General features: G+C 65.9%; 17 protein-coding genes. 7 read left to right on the forward strand and 10 right to left on the reverse strand.

The genetic code is table 11. The features are described from left to right. Window position 1: 1 nt before the first annotated feature. Window positions 2–1,024 carry an NAD(P)H-dependent glycerol-3-phosphate dehydrogenase gene (locus BLT78_RS08810; RefSeq protein WP_090348614.1) on the reverse strand — a complete coding sequence of 341 codons (1,023 nt, stop codon included), beginning with the start codon at window positions 1,022–1,024 and terminating at the stop codon, window positions 2–4. Between the two features lie 146 nt (window positions 1,025–1,170). Here BLT78_RS08810 and BLT78_RS08815 point away from each other — a divergent pair, with 146 nt between their 5' ends. The 6 genes from BLT78_RS08815 to BLT78_RS08840 all read left to right on the forward strand — a co-directional run bounded on the left by BLT78_RS08815 (window position 1,171) and on the right by BLT78_RS08840 (window position 8,660). Beyond that, on the forward strand, window positions 1,171–3,321 hold the full coding sequence (locus tag BLT78_RS08815; RefSeq protein WP_090348615.1) for a TonB-dependent receptor plug domain-containing protein: 2,151 nt from the start codon (window positions 1,171–1,173) through the stop codon (window positions 3,319–3,321). A gap of 20 nt (window positions 3,322–3,341) precedes the next feature. Next, window positions 3,342–4,235 (forward strand): ABC transporter substrate-binding protein, encoded by an 894-nt coding sequence (locus BLT78_RS08820; protein ID WP_090348616.1) that lies wholly within the window; start codon window positions 3,342–3,344, stop codon window positions 4,233–4,235. Then, entirely contained in the window at window positions 4,235–6,142 is a 1,908-nt protein-coding gene (locus BLT78_RS08825; RefSeq protein ID WP_408003111.1) for an ATP-binding protein, read from the forward strand. Before BLT78_RS08820 ends, BLT78_RS08825 begins: the two co-directional genes overlap by 1 nt. A 203-nt stretch (window positions 6,143–6,345) precedes the next feature. Next, window positions 6,346–6,861: a 3-hydroxyacyl-[acyl-carrier-protein] dehydratase FabA gene (gene fabA / locus BLT78_RS08830; RefSeq protein WP_090348618.1), complete on the forward strand. Its 516-nt coding sequence runs from the start codon at window positions 6,346–6,348 to the stop codon at window positions 6,859–6,861. A gap of 11 nt (window positions 6,862–6,872) precedes the next feature. Further along, window positions 6,873–8,090, forward strand: a complete 1,218-nt coding sequence (gene fabB / locus BLT78_RS08835) for a beta-ketoacyl-ACP synthase I (protein WP_090348619.1) — start codon at window positions 6,873–6,875, stop codon at window positions 8,088–8,090. Window positions 8,091–8,225: 135 nt separating this feature from the next. Beyond that, window positions 8,226–8,660: an OsmC family protein gene (locus tag BLT78_RS08840; RefSeq protein ID WP_090348620.1), complete on the forward strand. Its 435-nt coding sequence runs from the start codon at window positions 8,226–8,228 to the stop codon at window positions 8,658–8,660. Window positions 8,661–8,710: 50 nt separating this feature from the next. Here BLT78_RS08840 and BLT78_RS08845 read toward each other — a convergent pair whose 3' ends face one another. The 3 genes from BLT78_RS08845 to BLT78_RS08855 form a co-directional block, all read right to left on the reverse strand. Further along, the gene (locus tag BLT78_RS08845; protein WP_090348621.1) at window positions 8,711–9,175 is read right to left on the reverse strand and encodes a DUF3859 domain-containing protein; all 465 of its coding nucleotides are present in this window, start codon (window positions 9,173–9,175) and stop codon (window positions 8,711–8,713) included. 147 nt (window positions 9,176–9,322) lie between these two features. Further along, on the reverse strand, window positions 9,323–11,242 hold the full coding sequence (htpG, locus tag BLT78_RS08850) for a molecular chaperone HtpG (protein ID WP_090348622.1): 1,920 nt from the start codon (window positions 11,240–11,242) through the stop codon (window positions 9,323–9,325). An 88-nt stretch (window positions 11,243–11,330) separates the two neighbouring features. After that, window positions 11,331–12,575, reverse strand: a complete 1,245-nt coding sequence (locus BLT78_RS08855) for an MFS transporter (protein WP_090348623.1) — start codon at window positions 12,573–12,575, stop codon at window positions 11,331–11,333. A 386-nt stretch (window positions 12,576–12,961) separates the two neighbouring features. Here BLT78_RS08855 and BLT78_RS08860 point away from each other — a divergent pair, with 386 nt between their 5' ends. Further along, window positions 12,962–13,261: a hypothetical protein gene (locus tag BLT78_RS08860; RefSeq protein WP_090348624.1), complete on the forward strand. Its 300-nt coding sequence runs from the start codon at window positions 12,962–12,964 to the stop codon at window positions 13,259–13,261. A gap of 79 nt (window positions 13,262–13,340) precedes the next feature. Here BLT78_RS08860 and BLT78_RS08865 read toward each other — a convergent pair whose 3' ends face one another. The 6 genes from BLT78_RS08865 to odhB form a co-directional block, all read right to left on the reverse strand. After that, window positions 13,341–14,075: a DUF599 domain-containing protein gene (locus BLT78_RS08865; RefSeq protein WP_090348625.1), complete on the reverse strand. Its 735-nt coding sequence runs from the start codon at window positions 14,073–14,075 to the stop codon at window positions 13,341–13,343. Between the two features lie 53 nt (window positions 14,076–14,128). Further along, a complete protein-coding gene (gene brnQ / locus BLT78_RS08870) occupies window positions 14,129–15,427 on the reverse strand; it encodes a branched-chain amino acid transport system II carrier protein (protein ID WP_090348626.1) in 1,299 nt (432 codons plus the stop codon). 101 nt (window positions 15,428–15,528) lie between these two features. Next, window positions 15,529–16,410, reverse strand: coding sequence for a succinate--CoA ligase subunit alpha (gene sucD, locus BLT78_RS08875; RefSeq protein WP_090348627.1), 882 nt, complete (start codon window positions 16,408–16,410; stop codon window positions 15,529–15,531). Then, on the reverse strand, window positions 16,410–17,576 hold the full coding sequence (gene sucC, locus BLT78_RS08880; RefSeq protein WP_090348628.1) for an ADP-forming succinate--CoA ligase subunit beta: 1,167 nt from the start codon (window positions 17,574–17,576) through the stop codon (window positions 16,410–16,412). Before sucC ends, sucD begins: the two co-directional genes overlap by 1 nt. 208 nt (window positions 17,577–17,784) lie before the next feature. Continuing rightward, the gene (lpdA, locus tag BLT78_RS08885; RefSeq protein WP_090348629.1) at window positions 17,785–19,221 is read right to left on the reverse strand and encodes a dihydrolipoyl dehydrogenase; all 1,437 of its coding nucleotides are present in this window, start codon (window positions 19,219–19,221) and stop codon (window positions 17,785–17,787) included. A 69-nt stretch (window positions 19,222–19,290) separates the two neighbouring features. Beyond that, window positions 19,291–20,511 (reverse strand): 2-oxoglutarate dehydrogenase complex dihydrolipoyllysine-residue succinyltransferase, encoded by a 1,221-nt coding sequence (gene odhB, locus BLT78_RS08890; RefSeq protein ID WP_090348630.1) that lies wholly within the window; start codon window positions 20,509–20,511, stop codon window positions 19,291–19,293. Window positions 20,512–20,553: the final 42 nt, after the last annotated feature.

Consider the following 20,553-nt stretch of genomic DNA (forward strand, 5'->3'; position numbering starts at 1 on the left):
CCTAGAAATCGCCGGCGGCGATGAAGTCGACGTCGGTCTTCGGCTCACCCGACATCAAGAGGCCGATCACCTGCTCGAGGGTGCGGCCTTCGAAAAGTATGGCATGCAGGCCGGCGACCAGCGGCATGTACACGCCGAGCTGGTCGGCACGCGCCTTGAGCACGCGGATGGTGTTGACCCCTTCGGCCACTTCGCCGAGGCGCTCGACCGCCGCCTCCAGACTCATGCCCTGCCCCAGGGCGAAGCCGACCTGGTAGTTGCGGCTCTTCGGCGAGGAGCAGGTGACGATCAGGTCGCCGACCCCGGCCAGACCGAGGAAGGTCATCGGATTGGCGCCCATGCGCACGGCGAAACGGGTCATCTCGGCCAGCGCGCGGGTGATCAGCATGCTCTTGGTGTTCTCACCCATGCCCATGGCGACGGCCATGCCGGACATGATGGCGTAGACGTTCTTCAGCGCGCCGCCCAGTTCGACGCCGAAACGGTCGCGGCTGGCGTAGACGCGGAAGGTGCGCCCGTGCAGGGCCTGCTGCACGCGCCGGCAGAGTTCCTCATCCTCACTGGCGATCACCGTGGCGGTGAGCGCGTGTTCGGCGATCTCGCGCGCCAGGTTCGGCCCGGACAGCACGCCGATGCGCGCCTGCGGGGCGATTTCCTCGAGGATCTGGCTCATCAGCTTGAAAGTCTGCGCCTCGATGCCCTTGGTGGTGCTGACCAGCAGCTTGCCGGCGAGCAGGCCGGCCACCGGCTGCAGGGCCGCGCGCAGGGCCGAGGACGGCAGGACGACGAACACCAGATCGCAGGCCTGCACGGTGGCGGCCAGGTCGGTGACCGGCTCGACCGCCGGATGGACCTTGATGCCCTTCAGATAGCGCGGGTTCTCGCCGGTGGTGCGGATCGCCTCGGCCTGCGCCGCATCGCGCATCCACAGGTGCACGCGTCGGCCGTTCTCTGCCAGCAGGTTGGCCAGGGCGGTGCCGAAGCTGCCGCCGCCGAGCACGGCAATGGGTTGCTGCTCAGTCATGATGAGTCCATAGCGCGCCGCATCGCGCGGCAATCGTTGCATTATACGAGGCGACCGGCGGTCGACCAGTCCAGTGTGACCCGGTCGTACTGGCAGGTCGCCCCCTCTCGGGTAACATGCGCGCCAGCTAGAGCCGGTTTGGAGAAATACCCGTGTCGCCCCCTTTGCGCAATTCACTGGCGCTCTGCATTGGTCTGCTGGCCGGCGCGGAGGCGTCGGCAGATGACCTGTTCGTGGGCTCGACCGACCTCCCCCCGGTACTCACCGCCACGCGTCTCAAGCAGTCGCCGGCCGAGGTCCCCGGCAGTGTCAGCGTGCTCGACCGCGAGCTGATCCGGGCCAGCGGCGCCCGCGAACTCTCGGAACTGCTGCGCCTGGTGCCGGGCATGCTGGTGGTGTCCGACGGCAACCTGACCACGGTCAACTACCACGGCAGCAACGCCGCCCAGGCCCGCCGCCTGCAGGTGCTGGTCGATGGCCGCTCGGTCTATCACCCGGGTTTCGCCCGGGTCGACTGGAGCGACATCCCGGTCGCCATCGAGGACATCGAGCGCATCGAGGTATTCCGTGGCCCGAACACGGTCAGCTACGGCGCCAACGCCCTGATGGCGGTGATCAACATCATCACCCGCGCGCCGCGCGATGCCCACGGCACTCGCCTGAAGATCACTCGCGGCCAGCGGGGCATCGCCGACTGGTACGCCAGCCAGGGCGAAGGCTGGCAGACGGGCGACCTGCGCCTGTCCCTGTCGGGCTGGCAAGATGACGGCTTCGACCGTGACCGGGACGGCGAGGAGGTCCGCGACGACCGTCGCCTCAACCGCCTCAACCTGCGCGTGCAGCAGGAACTCGGCCACAGCCAGTCGCTGGACTGGCAGCTGGCCCTCAAGGAGGGCACCAGCCAGGCGCCCAACAGCTACGAGAAGTCGGTGTTTCCGATCGCCGCCCAACCCGCGGAACAGGATGACGCGGCGGACGTCAGGGCCCGCGACTACGCCACCAGCCTGCGCTGGAACCTCGACCTCGCCCCCGACCATCGCCTGTACGTGCAGAGCTCGCTGCAGCACTGGGAGCGCCTGCGCGAATGGCGGGCCTGCGAGGCGCAGATCGCCTTCAGTCCGCAGCTGCACCAGCTCTGGTCGCTGTCGCCGGACTACGTCCGACGCCTGGGACGCAACCTGCGCCGCGGGATCATGACGCCCCCGGACGGCAGCGCCGAACAGGAAGCGCTGGCCGGCCAGGTCATCGACCAGGCCCTGGCCACCGTCGACCCGCGCACCGGCACGCTCGCGCACTCCTGCGGCCTGATCAACGAGGATACCCGCGAGGACCGCTTCGACCTCGAGCTGCAGGACACCCTCAGTCTGTCCGACGACCTGCGCCTGGTCAGCGGCCTCAGCTACCGCCACGACCGGGCCGACAGCGAAACCTATCTGGGCGGCAACCTGAGCAAGGACATCGGCCGGGCCTTCGGCCAGTTCGAGTGGCATCCGGACCGCCACTGGCTGCTGCAGGGCGGCGCCATGCTGGAGCACGACAGCAGCGCCGGCGAGTCGCTGTCACCGCGCCTGGCCCTCAACTACCTGCTCACGCCGGCACACAGCCTGCGCGCGGTGTATTCCGAGGCGGTTCGCTCGCCGGACATGTTCGAGAACGACGCCGACTGGGGCTACCGGGTGCGCGACCTGCGGCCGGCCGCGCTGGGCCAGGGCGAGGCCTGGTACTTCGCCCATGCCCGCGGCCGCGGCGACCTCGAGCAGGAGCACATGCGCTCCCGCGAGTTGGGCTACAACGGCCACTTTGCCGACATCGGCCTGCGGGTCGATGTCAAACTGTTCCACGACGAGATCACCAATCTGATCAGCGAGACCCTCACCCTCGAGGAATTCATGCCCAGCAACGCCAACACCTTGCGCCTGCGCGGTGCGGAAACCGAGGTGGACTGGCGACTGACCGCACGGGACCGCCTGCGCCTGGGCCATGCCCGCCTCGAGCTGGATGCCTCGTACCCCAAAGATCAGGACGTCAGCCCGCGCCACAGCGGCTCCGCCGGCTGGCTGCGCGACTGGGGCCGCGGCTGGTCGAGCACGCTGTTCTACTACGGCGCCGATGCGCTCAACGAGTACCGTTTCGAGCGACTCGACCTGCGCCTGGCCAAACGCCTGCCCCTCGCCAGCAGCCAGCTGGAGCTCGCCGGGGTTCTGCAGCAGCGTCTGGATGACGAGCCACTCGGCTGGTCAGACAACAATTACGACGCGCGTCAGGTATTCTGGCTGACCGCCGAGCTTGAATTCTGACCATGCCGACTCTCTCAAGGATGAGATACCTGGCCGCGTGCCTGCTGCTCTGCCTGATGGCAGCGGGCAGTCGCATCGATGCGGCGGAGATCATGGTCGCCGCCCACCAGGACAGCCCGCCCCTTCGCCAGTTCGTGGCCGACCTGGCGGCGCGCCGCCCCCACGACCGGGTGCAGTTCATGCTGGCCGCCCAACTGCCATCACCGGCCGCACTGCCCGCCGACAGCCGCCTGATCCTGCTGGGCGCCGACACCCTGGACTGGCGCCTGCAGGACAGCAACGGTCCGCCGACCCTGATCCTGCAGGTCAGCCGGGTACAGGCCTCTCGCCGTCTGGGCGAAGGCCGTCCGCCACACCTGACCCTGCTGTGGAGCGACCCACCGCCGCTTCGCCAGCTTCGCCTGATCCGCCAGCTGCTGCCGCGCGCCCAGCGGGTCGGTCTGGTCTACAGCAACGACAGCCGCTTCCTGATCCGGGAGATCCGTCGGGAGGCGGCTGGCATGGGCCTGGCCGTGAGCGCCTGGTACTGGCCCGATCCCCGCGACAGCCGCCCGCTCAACCGCATGCTCGAGGAAAGCGACGTGGTGCTCGGCCTCGACGATGCCGCCCTGTACAACCCGGCCAGCATCAAGGGCGTGCTGCTGGCCAGCTACAGCCGCCGCCTGGCCCTGATCGGCCCGACCGCCGCGTTCATCCGCGCCGGCAGCCTGGCCAGCAGCTACAGCGATCAGGCGAACTGGCTCGACGAACTCGACCGACTGCTCTCGCAGCCGCCACAGGACTGGCCGCGCGAGGCCTACCCGGCCGCCTTCAAGGTGCTCAGCAACCCGCAGGTGGCCCGCTCGCTGGGCATCGACACTGGTGACGACCAGGAGCAGGCCCGCCGTCTTATCGATTGGGAGCAACGTCCATGATGCTGCGCTGGTGCAATAGCGACATTCGCTCCCGGACGCTGGCCATCAGTCTGGGACCGGCGCTGCTGCTGACCCTGTTGCTGACCGTCTATCTGACCTATACCCGCCTGCAGGACCTGGGCAAGGAGCTGACCCAAACCGGCCAGTTGATCGCCAACCAATTGGCGCCGGCCGCCGAATACGGGGTGATTTCCGGCAACGGCGCGATCCTCGACGGCCTGCTGCGCGCCAGCCTGAACACCCCGAACGTGCGCTTCATCGAGGTGCGCGATCCCGAGCAACGCACCCTGGCCTACGTCGAGCGCCCGCACAGCGTCAGCGATACCCGGGTCGAGGTGTTCCGCGCGCCCATCCTGCGCCAGCAGATCAAGCTCGACACCAGCTTCCTGCTCAGTCCGCCGCAGGTGCAGGCGGGTGACATCGAGGAAGAGATCGGCCAGGTGGTGGTCGGCATGAGCGACGAAGCCTTCCGCGCGCGCCAGAAGCAGATCCTGCTGCGCGCCGCCGGCCTGATCGTGGCGGCCCTGATCCTGACCCTGCTGCTGGCCTATCGCCTGGCGCGCAGCCTGTCGCAGCCGATCCGCGAGATGGGCAAGGCAGTGGAAGCGATCCAGGCCGGCAATTACCACACCAAACTGCCGGTCAGCGACAGCAGCGAGATCGGCGACCTCGCCCGCCACATCAACCACCTCGCCACGGGCCTGGAGCAGGCCCAGGCCGAACAACAGCGCAGCATCGACCAACTGGTCGCCGCCCGCGAGGACGCCGAGAAGGCCAACCGCGCCAAGTCGGATTTCCTCGCCATGATGAGCCACGAGCTGCGCACGCCGATGAACGGTGTGCTGGGCATGCTGCAACTGCTGGAGACCACCGAGCAGAGCAGCGAGCAGACCGAATATACGGCGCTGGCCACCGAGTCCACCGAGCACCTGCTCAAGGTGATCAACGACATCCTCGACTTCTCGCGCATCGAACGCGGTTCGCTGGAGCTGGAGAACATTCCCTTCCGCGCCGACGAGCTGATCGCCAGCTCGGTGCAGGTGTTCCGCCCCAGCGCCCAGCAGCGCGGCCTGCAATTGCTCAACGACACCCAGCCCGGCCTGGAGAACCTCGAGGTGCGCGGCGACCCGACCCGCCTGCGGCAGATCCTGGTCAACCTGATCGGCAATGCCCTGAAATTCACCGAAGAGGGGCAGGTCAGCGTGACCACCCGCTGGCAGCTCCTCGACCAGCAACAGATGCTCTGGCTGACCATCGCCGTACAGGACACCGGCATAGGCATCGCCCCCGAACGCCTGCAGCACATGTTCGACGCCTTCGAGCAGGCCGACACCTCCACCTCGCGGCGCTACGGCGGCACCGGCCTCGGCCTGTCCATCGCGCGCACCCTGGCCGAACGCATGGGCGGCGGCCTGCATGCCGAGAGCAACGTGGGGCATGGCTCGACCTTCACCCTCGAACTGCCGTTGCCGTGGCGCTACCGCCAGGAAGGCGAGCAGGCCCTGCTGCCCGACGAGCTGGAGCCGGGCGGCGGACACACCGTCCTGCTGGTGGAGGACAATCCCGTCAACCAGACGGTGATCGAGGCGATCCTGCGCAGCCTGGGCTTCAACGTCCTGCTGGCCGGCAACGCCCGGCAGGCTCTGCAGGCACTGGCCGAGCAGCACTTCTCGGCGATCCTGATGGACTGTCAGCTGCCGGATCTCGACGGACTCAGCGCCACCCGGCAGATCCGCCGCAGCGATGGGCCCAACCGCTATGCGCCGATCATCGCCCTGACCGCCAACGCCCTGCAGGGTGATCGCGAGGCCTGTCTCGCCGCCGGCATGAACGACTATCTCGCCAAGCCGTTCAAGCGCTCCGACCTGCGCGCCATCCTGCAGCGCTGGGTGCAGAACAGACCATAGACGGGTAGCGTTCCGGCAAGAAATACGGCACCCTTGCACCCGCACAGTCATGGCCGGGGGGCCGCGCTGCGGGACACCCCCTGTCGGGCTGTGACTTTCACCAACTGGCCATAGTCTATAACCAAACCATTGCCATGCTCCCGCCGGGAGGGGCACGGCCAGAAAGATCTGCCCCTGCGCTCAGGGACCGTCGAGGAGCTCGCATGACCAAACAAAACGCCTTCACTCGGGAAGAACTGCTCAGCTGCAGCCGCGGTGAACTGTTCGGCCCGGGTAACGCGCAACTGCCCGCCCCCAACATGCTGATGATCGACCGCATCGTTCACATCAGCGAAACCGGCGGCAAGTACGGCAAAGGCGAAATCGTTGCCGAGCTCGACATCAACCCGGACCTGTGGTTCTTCGCCTGCCACTTCGAGGGCGACCCGGTGATGCCGGGCTGCCTGGGCCTGGACGCCATGTGGCAGCTGGTCGGCTTCTACCTCGGCTGGCAGGGCAATCCCGGCCGCGGCCGCGCCCTGGGTTCGGGCGAAGTGAAGTTCTTCGGTCAGGTATTGCCGACCGCCAAGAAGATCACCTACAACATCCATATCAAGCGCACCATCACCCGCTCGCTGATCCTCGGCATCGCCGACGGCACCGTTAGCGTCGATGGCCGCGAGATCTACAGTGCCGAAGGCCTGCGCGTCGGCCTGTTCACTTCCACTGACAGCTTCTAAGGGTTACCCGCATGCGTCGCGTCGTAATCACCGGGATGGGCATCGTGTCCTGCCTCGGCACTGACAAAGAGACCGTTTCCGCCAACCTGCGTGCCGGCAAGTCCGGTATCCGCTTCAACCAGTCGTACGCCGACATGGGGCTGCGCAGCCAGGTTTCCGGCTCGGTCAACCTCGACCTCGAAGCCCTGATCGACCGCAAGGTCTACCGCTTCATGGGTGACGCCGCCGCCTTCGCCTACCTGTCCATGGAGCAGGCGATCAAGGATGCCGGCCTGTCCGAGGAACAGATCTCCAACCCGCGCGTCGGCCTGATCGCCGGCTCCGGTGGCGCCTCCACCTTCAACCAGATGGAAGCCCTGGACACCCTGCGCGAGAAGGGCGTCAAGCGCGTCGGCCCGTACCGCGTGCCGCGCACCATGGGCAGCACCGTGTCGGCCTGCCTGGCGACCCCGTTCAAGATCAAGGGCGTCAACTACTCGATCTCCTCCGCCTGCGCCACCAGCGCCCATTGCATCGGCAATGCCATGGAGCAGATCCAGATGGGCAAGCAGGACATCGTGTTCGCCGGCGGCGGTGAAGAAGAACACTGGAGCCAGAGCTTCCTGTTCGACGCCATGGGCGCGCTGTCCACCCAGTACAACGCCACTCCGGAACAGGCCTCCCGCGCCTACGACGCCAAGCGTGACGGCTTCGTCATCGCCGGCGGCGGCGGCATGGTGGTGGTCGAGGCTCTGGATCACGCCCTGGCCCGCGGCGCCAAGATCTATGCCGAGATCGTCGGCTACGGCGCCACCTCGGACGGCTACGACATGGTCGCGCCGAGCGGCGAAGGCGCGGTGCGCTGCATGCAGCAGGCGCTGGCCACCGTCGACACCCCGATCGACTACCTGAACACCCACGGCACCTCGACTCCGGTCGGCGATGTGGCGGAAGCCAAGGCCGTGCGCACCGTGTTCGGCGACAAGGCCCCGCTGATCAGCTCGACCAAGAGCCTGTCCGGCCACTCGCTGGGCGCCGCCGGCGTGCAAGAGACCATCTACACCCTGCTGATGATGGAAGGCAACTTCGTCGCCGGCTCGGCCAACATCGAGGAGATCGACCCGGCAGTGGCCGATCTGCCGATCGTCACCCAGAGCCGCGACTTCACCATCAACACCGCGATGAGCAACAGCTTCGGCTTCGGCGGCACCAATGCCACCCTGATCCTGAAGCGCTGGACCGGCGCGTAAGCCGCTCCCGCTCCATCCACGACGGCACCTTCGGGTGCCGTCGTCGTTTCTGCCCTCCTCCGCCTGTTCGCCGCTGGCAGCACATACCCCGCCGGGTATAGAGTGACAGCTCACCTCCGACCGCAAGGACATCCCATGGCCCTGAAGACCATCCGCGCCAGTGGCAGCCTCGACCAGGCCTTCACCATCACCGTGGAGGCCGGCAACCACGTGATCCGCATGGACCAGCCGAAGAACGCCGCCGGCCAGGATCTGGGGCCGACGCCGCTGGAGATCATCCTCGCCGCGGTGGCCGGCTGCTTCGGCACCATCGGCCGCTTCATCGCCCACCAGCGCAAGTTCGAACTGCGCGGCATGCAGTTCGAGATCGAAGCGGACTACGATCCGGACGGCCTGCTGGGGCGACGCGAAGATGTGCGCCCGGGCTTCCAGGCACTGCGGGTGAAGGTGGCGATGGATTGCGACCTCGGTCGCGAGGAGCAGCAGGCAGTCCTCAAGGAGATCGAACGGCGCTGCCCGCTGGCCGACAATCTGGTGCATGGCACCAGCCTGCTGACCAGCCTGGCCTGATCCGTGGAGATGCAGCAGCCCGGCGCTTGCCGGGCTGCGTGCTGCCGCGCTCAGCGCACCTGGAAGCGCTGCTCGGCCAACTTGCGGTCGCCCTGGAACACCAGGAAATGCCACTCGCCCGGCACCACTTCGTGATGCTCGGTGAACTCGAAGGCCATCACGTCCTGCACCGCGCCAGGCGCCAGCTTCTGCACCACCTCGAAGCGGTCGTGGCGCTGGCCATCCGGCGTGACCACGCCTGGGGTGAGGTACAGCAGGGTCAGCGGCACGTCATCCACCTGCTTGCCGGCCAGGCTCAGGCGCAGGCCGAACTTGGTGCCCAGCCTGGCGGGAATCTCGGTGGTCGAGTGGATCCGCTGATTGCTGCGCAGCAGTACCCGCTCGCCCGGCTGGGCATCGCGCTGGGACGTCTCGAACACCCCGAACTCCACCGGCCCCTCGACCCGCACCTCGGCCATCGCCAGAGCCGGCATCAGCCACAGCGCCGCCAGCGCCCCCGTCTTGAACAGTCGCATATCGCTCTCCTTGTTGAGATGGCGCGAGCCTATGACCTTTTCATGACGAAGCGATGACGATCGCGAGCGAGCAACGCAATGAAAAATGCCGCCCACCCCGGAAGGCGAGCGGCATCTTCAGGACAGCCGCGGGAAAGCCTCAGCCGTTCAGGCCGACAGCTCCACCAGCAGCTTGTTGAGGCGCTGCACGTAGGCGGCCGGGTCCTTGAGGCTGTCGCCGGCGGCCAGTGCGGCCTGGTCGAAGAGGATGTGCGACAGATCGGCGAAACGGTCCTCGTCGGCCTCGGCATCCAGCTTCTCGATCAGCGGGTGCTGCGGGTTGATCTCGAAGATCGGCTTGGACTCCGGCACCTTCTGCCCGGTGGCCTCGAGGATCTGGCGCATCTGCAGGCCGAGATCCTGCTCGCCGATGGCGAGGATCGCCGGCGAGTCGGTCAGGCGATGGGAGACACGCACCTCGGCGACCTGCTCGCCAAGGGTGGCCTTGAGACGCTCGATCAGCCCTTCCTTGGTCTTGGCCACCTCCTCCTGGGCCTTCTTGTCCTCCTCCGAGTCCAGCTTGCCGAGGTCGAGGTCGCCTCGAGCGACATCGACGAACTGCTTGCCGTCGAACTCCGGCAGGTAGCTCATCAGCCACTCGTCGATGCGGTCGGTGAGCAACAGCACCTCGATGCCCTTTTTGCGGAACACTTCGAGGTGCGGGCTGTTCTTGACCTGAGCGTAGCTTTCGCCGGTCAGGTAGTAGATCTTGTCCTGACCTTCCTTCATGCGGCCGAGGTAGTCGGCCAGCGCCACGCTCTGCTCGCCGGAAACGTCGCTGGTGGAGGCGAAGCGCAGGAGCGCTGCGATCTTCTCCTTGTTGGCGAAGTCCTCGGCCGGACCTTCCTTGAGCACCTGGCCGAAGGTCTTCCAGAAGGTCTTGTAGTCTTCCGGCTTGTCCTTGGCCAGCTTCTCCAGCATGTCGAGCACGCGCTTGGTCAACGCCGACTTCATCGAGTCGATCACCGGACCCGATTGCAGGATCTCGCGGGAAACGTTCAGCGACAGGTCGTTGGAGTCGACCACGCCCTTGATGAAGCGCAGGTAAAGCGGCAGGAACTGGTCGGCCTGATCCATGATGAACACGCGCTGCACGTAGAGCTTGAGGCCCTTGGGTGCTTCGCGGTGGTAGAGATCGAACGGCGCGCGTGCCGGCACATAGAGCAGCGAGGTGTACTCCAGCTTGCCCTCGACCTTGTTGTGGCTCCAGGCCAACGGGTTCTCGAAGTCATGGGCAGTGTGCTTGTAGAACTCCTGGTACTCCTCGTCCTTCACCTCGCTGCGCGGGCGGGTCCACAGCGCGCTGGCGCGGTTGACGGTCTCCCACTCGATCTCAGCCGACTTGTCCTGCTCCTCACCACTCTCCAGAGAGGACAGGGACTCCTTGGGCAGTTCGATGGGCAGGCCGATATGGTCGGAGTACTTCTTGACGATGTTGCGCAGGCGCCAGCCGTCGGCGAACTCCGCCTCGTCGGCCTTCAGGTGCAGGACGATGCGGGTGCCGCGCTCGGCCTTGTCGACGCTGGCGATGTCGAACTCGCCCTCGCCCCTGGAACTCCAGTGCACGCCCTCGCTGGCCGGGCTGCCGGCGCGGCGGGTGTAGACGTCGACCTGATCGGCGACGATGAACGCCGAGTAGAAGCCCACGCCGAACTGGCCGATCAGCTGGGAGTCCTTCTTCTGATCGCCGGAGAGATTCTTCAGGAAGTCGGCGGTGCCGGACTTGGCGATGGTACCGAGGTGGGCGATCACCTCGTCGCGGCTCATGCCGATGCCGTTGTCCTCGATGGTGACGGTGCGCGCCTCCTTGTCGAAGCCGACGCGGATCTTCAGCGCATCACCGCCCTCGAGCAGCTCGGGCTTGGCCAGCGCCTCGAAACGCAGCTTGTCGGCGGCGTCGGAGGCGTTGGAGATCAGCTCGCGAAGGAAGATCTCCTTGTTCGAATACAGGGAATGGATCATCAGGTGAAGCAACTGCTTCACTTCGGTCTGAAAACCCAGGGTCTCTTTGCGAGTCTCCACGCTCATGAATGCGAACTCCACGGATGACGACAGGGCCGCTAGGCGGCGAATGCCATGGATATGGAGACTTCGCTCGGGATTTCAAGGGCTTGTCTCAGGGCTCGAGGAGCTCAATCGCCACCACTTCGCTCGGACGCAGGATGAAGTTCGCCTCGCCCTGGCCACCGAGGGCGTGCTGGATGACCAGCCGGCCATCGGCGTTGAGACCGGCGAAACGCCCTTCGGCACTGCGCCCGCGCTCGGTGTGCACCCTGATCATCGCGCCGAGGAATCGGCTGGGCGAACTCAACAGACGCTCGAGGGTGAAACCGATGCGGCGGTCCACCGGGCGTTCCTCGCCGCGCACGATGGTGGTCGGCACTGGTGCCGTACGCTGCAGCTCTTCAGCACTGGGCGGCGGCAACTCCGGTGCGGCGTCGCCCTGGACGCGCCAGCCCTGGAGCTCGCTGCGGATCAGGCTGATCGATACCCGCTGGGTGGCGCCGGCGATGCGCGCACCGATCTCGAACGCCAGTTGCTGTGCATCCAGATCGAGCAGGGGCATGGGCTCCAGTTCGACCGCCCGGGTGCGAAACTTGCGCTGCAGGTAATCCCTGACCACCCAGGCCAGGGTCTCCTGGGAGTTGTAGCGGGTATCGACACGCTCGCCACGATAGCGCAGCCGGTTGGTGAACAGCTCCACCGTACCGCTCAGCGAAGTACGGTAGCCGGCCGGCAGGACCAGGTGAAAATCGCCGCGCAGCAGGTTGGGCGCTTCGGCGCGCAGCGCCAGATGCAGGGTGTAACCGCCATTGATCATCCGGCTCTCGGGGAAGTGCTGATCGGGCAACTGCCATTTGAGTTCGATCTGCGGCAGCTCGGCGAAGTCCTCCGGCAGCACGTCGACGTTGAGATCGCCACCGCGGTAACCGGGCAGACGGATGCTCAGCTCGCGATGGGTGAAGCTGTCACCCTCGCGCAGCACCAGGGTGCCATCGACCAGTTCGCCCAGCCTCGGCGCGAAGGGGTCGCCATTGAACTCACCGAGCAACCGGATCTCCAGGCCGCTGTCGTCCTTGGGCTCGGGCTCCAGCCAGCTGAGGCTGACGATGGCGGCGAGGCGCTCGGGGTTGTGGCTGGCCAGCATGGTCACCCCCACCACCAGCGGAATGAACCCCATGCCGGCCAGCAGCACAGGGCTGGCCGCCCGCCGCCAGTGGGCGACGATGAAGCCGAGGGTCAGCGGCGGCAGGAGGCTGCCACAGCCCCACAGCAGGCTGGTGGAGAAGGCACGGGCGACCAGCCAGACCAGGCCGGAAAGAATCAGCAGCAGGCCACCGACGATCAGCAGGGCATCCATTCGACAGGGTTCCGCAGGTTGGTGAAAAGGCCGGCCTCGGACGGCGGCCGGGAAAAGGCCAAGTCAGACGGACGCAGCGATCCGGCAACGGCAGACTCAGGCCCGTAATCCCGGTGGACAAGGATCGGCTCGAGGCGGGCAATCATACCCGCAGCCCCCGGCCGGCCAAAGTTGCAACCCGCACAAATCTCCGCAGCGTGGAACCTTTGCGCAGTGCAACACTCCAATTTGCAGACTGGATCATTCAGGGAGCGGGACAGGCAGCGTGCGAAGCATGGGCCGGCCAGCTCCCACAGGCACAATTCCGGCGACACGCGGCCAGGTGGCCCGGGCTGACCGGCATTGCCCCAACATCCGTGAATTGGACACTCCCAAGGAGCACCGAAATGCAAAAACCTCTGACCTATGCCCTTCTGCTGGCTGCCACTCTTGGCCTCGCCGCCTGTGGCGACAAGCCTGAAGAGAAGGCAGCTCCGGCGAGCGGCGCCGCGGCTCCCGCCACCCAGCCGATCACCGATGCGGCCAAGCAGGCCGGCCAGGCCGTCGAGCAGAAGGCTGCCGAAACCATGCAGCAGGCCGGCGAAGCCATGAAGGACGCCGGCACCGCCGTCGAGGAGAAGGCAGCCGAGATGCAGCAGTCTGGCGAGGAAGCCGGCAAGAGCAGCGAAGAACCGAAGCAGCAGTAAGCCTGCGCCAACGAGAGCCCGCCCCGCCCTGCCCGGAAGCTTCCGACAGATGCAGGGCGGGCTCTTGCGTTTCCGCCCCTTACTCCGCCTTGTCCCTGGCGGGCTCGGCCAGTGGTGTCGGGCTGTAGACCATCACCTTGAGCACGTCCGAGTGGAACTCGCGACGATACAGCACCAGCACCACGCCGGCGGTGGCCAGCATGTACAGCCAGGGGTTGATGAACCAGGCCAGGGTCGCAAGGCCGAAATAGTACGAGCGCAGACCGAGGTTGAACTGGTTAGCGGCCATCGAGATCACCCGCGCCGTGCGCTCGGCATAAGCGCGGCGCTCCTGCTCGGTGACGTGCCGCTCGGCAATCATCGGGGCAGCACCGACCAGCACCGCGGAAAAGTTGTACTGGCGCATGCACCAGCTGAAGGTGAAGAAGGAGTAGATGAACACCAGCGCCACGCAGATCAGCTTGATCTCGGAGATCTCCCGGCTGGCCGGCTGGACGAAAGGCAGCTCGGCCAGCACCGACACCGCCCGCTCCGTGGAGCCCAGCACGGTGAGAATGCCGGCGAGGATGATCAGCGTACTGGAGGCGAAGAACGACGCGTTGCGCTCCAGGTTGCCGATCACGTTGGCGTCGGCGATGCGGTTCTCGCGCATCAGCAGGCGACGCATCCAGTCCTCGCGATACAGGTGCAGGACACTCGCCAGACAGGGCGTCTCCTCTCCCTTGCGCAGGGCATAGCCGGTATAACCCAGCCAGCAGAACACGAACCAGCCCAGGGCGAGGACATGCGGCAGGTATTGTTCGTCGAACGACATGGCAACTCCTTGTAATAACCGGTCAGGCATGGGCGCCGGATGATCCCCTGCGCTCAGCGGCCGCCACGCAGGCGGTCATGGCCCGCCGCCAGCAGCAGGGTCACCAGCACCGGCAACAGCCAACCCAGACTATGCTCGGCCAGCGGCAACGCCGCGAGGGCGGCCGGCACCAGGCTGTCGAAGCCCGCCGTCGACAGCCCGCCGAACACGCCGAACACCAGGGTTACCGCCATCACCGGCACGAACACCCGCGACGGCCGGCGCCACAGACCATCGGCCAGGCTCAGCGCGACCAGCACGATGGCCAGCGGATACAGACCGACCAGGACCGGCACGGATATGCCGATCAGCTGAGTGAGCCCCAGGTTGGCCACCAGCAGGCTGAACAGGCTGAACAAGATCACCACCGTGCGGTACGAGACCGGGAACTGACTGCTAAAGAACTCGCCGCACGCGGTGATCAACCCCACCGCCGTGGTCAGGCAGGCCAGACCGATCACCACCGCCAGCAGCAGGCTGCCGGGGGCGCCGAAGGTATGCTGGACATACGCAGTGAGGATCTGCACGCCGTTCTGCGCGTCGCCGGCGATGCCCTGGCTGGTGGCGCCGAGGCGGAACAGCGCGAGATAGACCAGCGCCAGACCGGTTCCGGCGATCAGCACGGCAATGATCGAATAGCGGGTGACCCGATGCGCCATGTCGACGCCATGATCGCGGATGGCGGTGGCGATGACGATGCCGAACACCAGGGCGCCCAGGGTGTCCATGGTCAGATAGCCCTGCAGGAAGCCTTGCATCAGTGGCGCTTCGCGATAGTCCGGCGCGGTGACGCCGATGGCGCCCGCCGGAGCAAAGACCGCCGCCCCACCCAGCACCAGCAGGCCGGTGATCAGCACGGGGGTGATCAGCTTGCCGACGCGCTCGAGCAGACGTCCCGGATTGAGGGCCAGAAACAGCACCGCGGCAAAATAGACCAGGGTGTACAGCGCCAGCGGCGCTGCACCGTTACCGGTGAAGGGCGCGACGCCCATCTCGAACGAAACCACCGCAGTGCGCGGGGTGGCGAACAGTGGACCGATGGCCAGGTAGACCATCACCGCGAACAGCAGGCCAGCCGTCTTGCCCAGCGGCGCGGTCAGCTGGGCCATGCCCCCGCCCACCCGCGCCAGGGCCACCACGGTGAGCAGCGGCAGACCGACGCCGGTCAACAGGAAGCCCAGGGCGGCGGTCCACACGGCTTCGCCAGCGGCCATGCCGGCACTCGGCGGGAAGATGATGTTCCCGGCACCGAGAAACAAAGCGAAGGTCATGAAGCCGAGGCCCAGCACATCGGCGGTTTTCAATCGAGTCATGCATCAAACCAGAAATGAGTGTCGAAACCCGGCGAACGAACCCCAAAAAGAAAGAGCCACCATGCTTGGTGGCTCTTTCCCTGATGGCCTGAACCCGGAGGTTACTTAATGGACCAGCCAGTGGCCTCGGCCAGCGCCTTGCCGATATCGGCCAGCGAGCGCACCGTGGTCACCCCGGCATCCTGCAGTGCGGCGAACTTCTCGTCAGCGGTGCCCTTGCCGCCGGAGATGATGGCGCCGGCATGGCCCATGCGCTTGCCGGGCGGAGCGGTCACGCCGGCGATGTAGGACACCACCGGCTTGGTCACATTGGCCTTGATGAAGGCCGCCGCCTCTTCCTCGGCACTGCCGCCGATCTCGCCGATCATCACGATCGCCTCGGTCTGCGGATCAGCCTCGAACAGCTTGAGAATATCAATGAAGCTCGAACCCGGGATCGGGTCACCACCGATACCCACACAGGTGGACTGGCCGAAGCCGGCGTCGGTGGTCTGCTTCACCGCCTCGTAGGTCAGGGTGCCGGAGCGCGACACGATGCCGACCTTGCCGGGCAGGTGGATGTGGCCGGGCATGATACCGATCTTGCACTGTCCTGGGGTAATCACGCCGGGGCAATTCGGCCCGATCAGACGGACGCCCAGCTCGTCGCACTTGACCTTGACCTCGAGCATGTCGAGCGTCGGGATGCCCTCGGTGATGCAGATGATCAGCTTGATGCCGCCGAAGGCCGCCTCGAGGATCGAGTCCTTGCAGAACGGCGCCGGCACGTAGATCACCGACGCGGTGGCGCCGGTGGCCGCCACGGCATCCTTGACGGTATCGAACACCGGCAGGCCTACATGGGTGGTGCCGCCCTTGCCCGGGGTCACGCCGCCGACCATGTGGGTGCCGTACTCGATGGCCTGTACCGAGTGGAAGGTACCCTGACTGCCGGTGAAGCCCTGGCAGATGACCTTGGTGTCCTTGTCGATCAGGATGCTCATTACTTGCCCTCCGCGGCCTTGACGACCTGCTGCGCGGCATCGGTCAGACTGGTCGCCGCAATGATGTTCAGACCGCTTTCCGCCAGCACCTTGGCACCCAGCTCGGCATTGTTGCCTTCCAGACGCACCACCACCGGCACCTTGACGCCCACCTCCTTGACTGCGCCGATCACGCCCTCGGCGATCATGTCGCAGCGCACGATGCCGCCGAAGATGTTGATCAGCACCGCCTTCACGTTGGGGTCGGAGAGGATGATCTTGAATGCCTCGACCACCCGTTCCTTGGTCGCGCCACCGCCGACGTCGAGGAAGTTGGCCGGCTTGCCGCCATGCAGGTTGACGATGTCCATGGTGCCCATGGCCAGGCCGGCGCCGTTGACCATGCAGCCGATGTTGCCGTCCAGCGCCACGTAGTTGAGTTCCCACTTGGCCGCGTGGGCCTCGCGCGGATCGTCCTGCGACGGATCGTGCATCTCGCGCAGCTTGGGCTGGCGGTAGATGGCGTTGCCGTCGATGTTGAGCTTGGCATCCAGACAGTGCAGATGGCCGTCCTTGGTCACCACCAGCGGGTTGACTTCGAGCAGGGCCAGGTCGTAGTCCTGGAACAGCTTGGCGAGGGACACGAAGATCTGCGCGAACTGCTTGATCTGCTCGCCCTTCAGGCCGAGCTTGAAGGCCAGCTCGCGACCCTGGAACGGCTGGGCACCGACCAGCGGGTCGATGGTGGCCTTGAGGATCTTCTCGGGGGTTTCGTGGGCGACCTTCTCGATGTCCACGCCACCCTCGGTGGAGGCCATGAACACGATGCGCCGCGAGGAACGGTCGACCACCGCGCCGAGATACAGCTCACGGGCGATATCGGTGCAGGCCTCGACCAGAATCTTGCTGACCGGCTGCCCGTTGGCATCGGTCTGATAGGTCACCAGGCGCTGGTCCAGCCACTGCTGGGCGAAGGCCTTGGCTTCTTCCTTGCTACGAACCAGCTTGACGCCACCGGCCTTGCCGCGACCACCAGCGTGAACCTGGGCTTTCACCACCCAGGTATTGCCACCGATCTTGTCGCAGGCTTCGGCGGCTTCTTTCGGAGTATCGACTGCGTAGCCCCGGGACACCGGCAACCCATACTCGGCAAACAACTGCTTACCCTGATATTCGTGAAGATTCATGTTTCCATACCACTTTAGTTGTAAGTATTGGCGACCGAATCCTAACCGGGAAAACGTTGCAGTGACTAGAGCGTAACGCGCCGACTTCAGCGCGGCGCCGACATACCCGGAAACGACAACGGCCCCTGCCAGCAGGAGTGGAATACTCCAGCCGACAGGGGCCGCTGCTGGTGCCGGATGACCCTGTGATCATCCGGTCCCCGGCACGTTAGCGCTTCTTGCGGTTGGCGATGTGGATGGCGTGGCCATTCACCGCCAGGGCTGCTTCGTGCAGGCCTTCCGACAGGGTCGGGTGCGAGAACACCATCATGCCCAGGTCTTCGGCGCTGGAGCCGAATTCCATGGCGATGGCGCCCTGCTGGACCAGCTCGGCAGCGCTCGGGCCGATCACATGCACGCCCAGCACGCGATCGGTGTTGGCGTCGGCGATGACCTTGATCAGACCGTGGGTGTCGTTGGCAGCCATGGCACGACCGCTGGCAGCGAACGGGAACACGCCGACATTGACCGCAACGCCTTCGGCCTTCAGCTGCTGCTCGGTCTTGCCGACGGCAGCGATTTCCGGGTGGGTGTAGATCACCGACGGGATCAGGTCATAGTTGACCTGGGCCTTGTGACCGGCGATGCGCTCGGCAACCATCACGCCCTCTTCCGAGGCCTTGTGGGCCAGCATCGGGCCACGCACCACGTCACCGATGGCGTACACGCCCGGCACGCTGGTGGCGCACTGGTCGTCGACGAAGATGAAGCCGCGCTCATCCAGGGTCACGCCGCAATCGGCAGCCAGGACGTCCTGGGTAACCGGGCGACGGCCGACGGAGACGATCAGCTTGTCGAAGGTCAGCTGCTGTTCACCGTTGGCGTCGGTGAAGAACACAGTGACCTGCTTCTTCTTGACTTCCGAACCGGTGACGCGGGCGTTCAGACGGATGTCCAGACCCTGCTTGGTCAGCAGCTTCTGGGCTTCCTTGGCGACCTGCTCGTCGACGGCCGGCAGGAACTTGTCCTGAGCCTCGATGACGGTCACTTCGGCACCCAGGCGGGCCCATACCGAACCCAGCTCGAGGCCGATGACACCGGCGCCGATCACGCCCAGCTTTTTCGGCACGCTCTGGAATTCCAGGGCGCCGGTGGAGTCGACGATGGTGTCCTGATTGACCGGAGCCGGCGGGATGTCGATCGGCTTGGAGCCGGAAGCGATGATCACGTTGGCGGCTTCCAGCACTTCGACCTTGCCGTCTTCGCCGGTGACTTCCACCTGCTTGCCGGCCAGCAGCTTGCCGTGGCCTTCGATCAGGGTCACACCGTTCATCTTGAACAGGCTGGCGATGCCGCCGGTCAGGTTCTTAACGATGTTGGCCTTGCGGTCGATCATGGCCGGGACGTCCATGCTGACGCCCTTCACCTCGATACCGTGGACCTTGAAGCTTTCTTTTGCCTCGTGGTACTTCCAGGAGCTGTCCAGCAGCGCCTTGGACGGGATGCAGCCGACGTTCAGGCAGGTGCCGCCCAGAGCGGTCTTGCCATCCTTGCCCTTGTACTTCTCGATGCAGGCAGTCTTGAAGCCGAGCTGGGCTGCACGAATGGCCGCAACGTAGCCACCGGGGCCACCGCCGATCACTACCACGTCGAATTTCTGGGTCATAACTCTCGATCCTTTTGGGATGAACCGGACGGCCCCTTTGTCAGGGGCCGTCGTGGGAGAACAGCCGGATCAGACGTCCAGCAGCAGGCGAGCCGGATCTTCCAGCAGGTCCTTGATGGTCACCAGGAAGCTCACCGCTTCCTTGCCGTCGATCAGACGGTGGTCATAGGACAGCGCCAGGTACATCATCGGCAGGATGACGACCTGACCGTTGACCGCCATCGGGCGCTCCTGGATCTTGTGCATGCCGAGGATGGCGGTCTGCGGCGGGTTGACGATCGGGCTGGACAGCAGCGAGCCGAACACGCCGCCGTTGGAGATGGTGAAGGTACCGCCGGTCATCTCTTCGATGGTCAGCTTGCCTTCCTTCGCCTTGCGGCCGTAGCCGGCGATGGTGCCTTCGATCTCGGCCAGGCTCATCAGCTCGGCGTTGCGCAGCACCGGAACCACCAGACCGCGGTCGCTGGAGACGGCCACCCCGATGTCCGAGTAGCCGTGGTAGACGATGTCGTTGCCGTCGATCGAGGCGTTGACGCCCGGGAAGCGCTTCAGCGCCTCGGTGGCGGCCTTGACGAAGAAGGACATGAAGCCCAGGCGCACGCCGTTGTGCTTCTTCTCGAACAGGTCCTTGTACTTGTTGCGCAGGTCCATGACCGGCTTCATGTTGACTTCGTTGTAGGTAGTCAGCATGGCCATGGTGGACTGGGCTTCGACCAGACGCTCGGCGATCTTGGCGCGCAGGCGGGTCATCGGCACGCGCTTCTCGACGCGGTCACCCACGGCGAAGATCGGCGCTTCGGCAGCCGGAGCGACCGGCTTGGCGGCTGGAGCCGGAGCGGCCTTCTTGGCCTCGACGGCAGCGACGGCGTCTTCCTTGGTCACGCGGCCACCCTTGCCGGTGCCCGGAATGGCGTTGCGGTCCAGGTCGTTCTCGGCAGCGATCTTGCGCGCGGCCGGCGACAGGATGGCCTCCTCGGCGGCAGCCGGAGCGGCAGCAGCCGGGGCAGCAGCGGCAGGCGCCGGAGCGGCGGCCGGGGCAGCGGCGGCAGCGCCGCCCTCGCCCAGCAGGCCGAGCAGCTCGCCGCTCAGCACGGTGTCACCCTCGTTCTTGACGATTTCGGCGAGAACGCCATCGGCTTCGGCCAGAACTTCCATGACCACTTTGTCGGTTTCGATGTCGACAATCAGCTCGTCACGCTTGACGGCATCGCCCGGCTTCTTGTGCCAGGTAGCGACGGTGCCGTCAGCGACGGATTCCGGGAAAGTCGGGGCTTTGATCTCGATAGCCATTATCTGCGGTTTCCTATTGATTCGGGGTCTTCATTCGTGACG

Origin of the sequence: Pseudomonas oryzae (assembly GCF_900104805.1) — a bacterium.
Lineage (GTDB): Bacteria > Pseudomonadota > Gammaproteobacteria > Pseudomonadales > Pseudomonadaceae > Geopseudomonas > Geopseudomonas oryzae.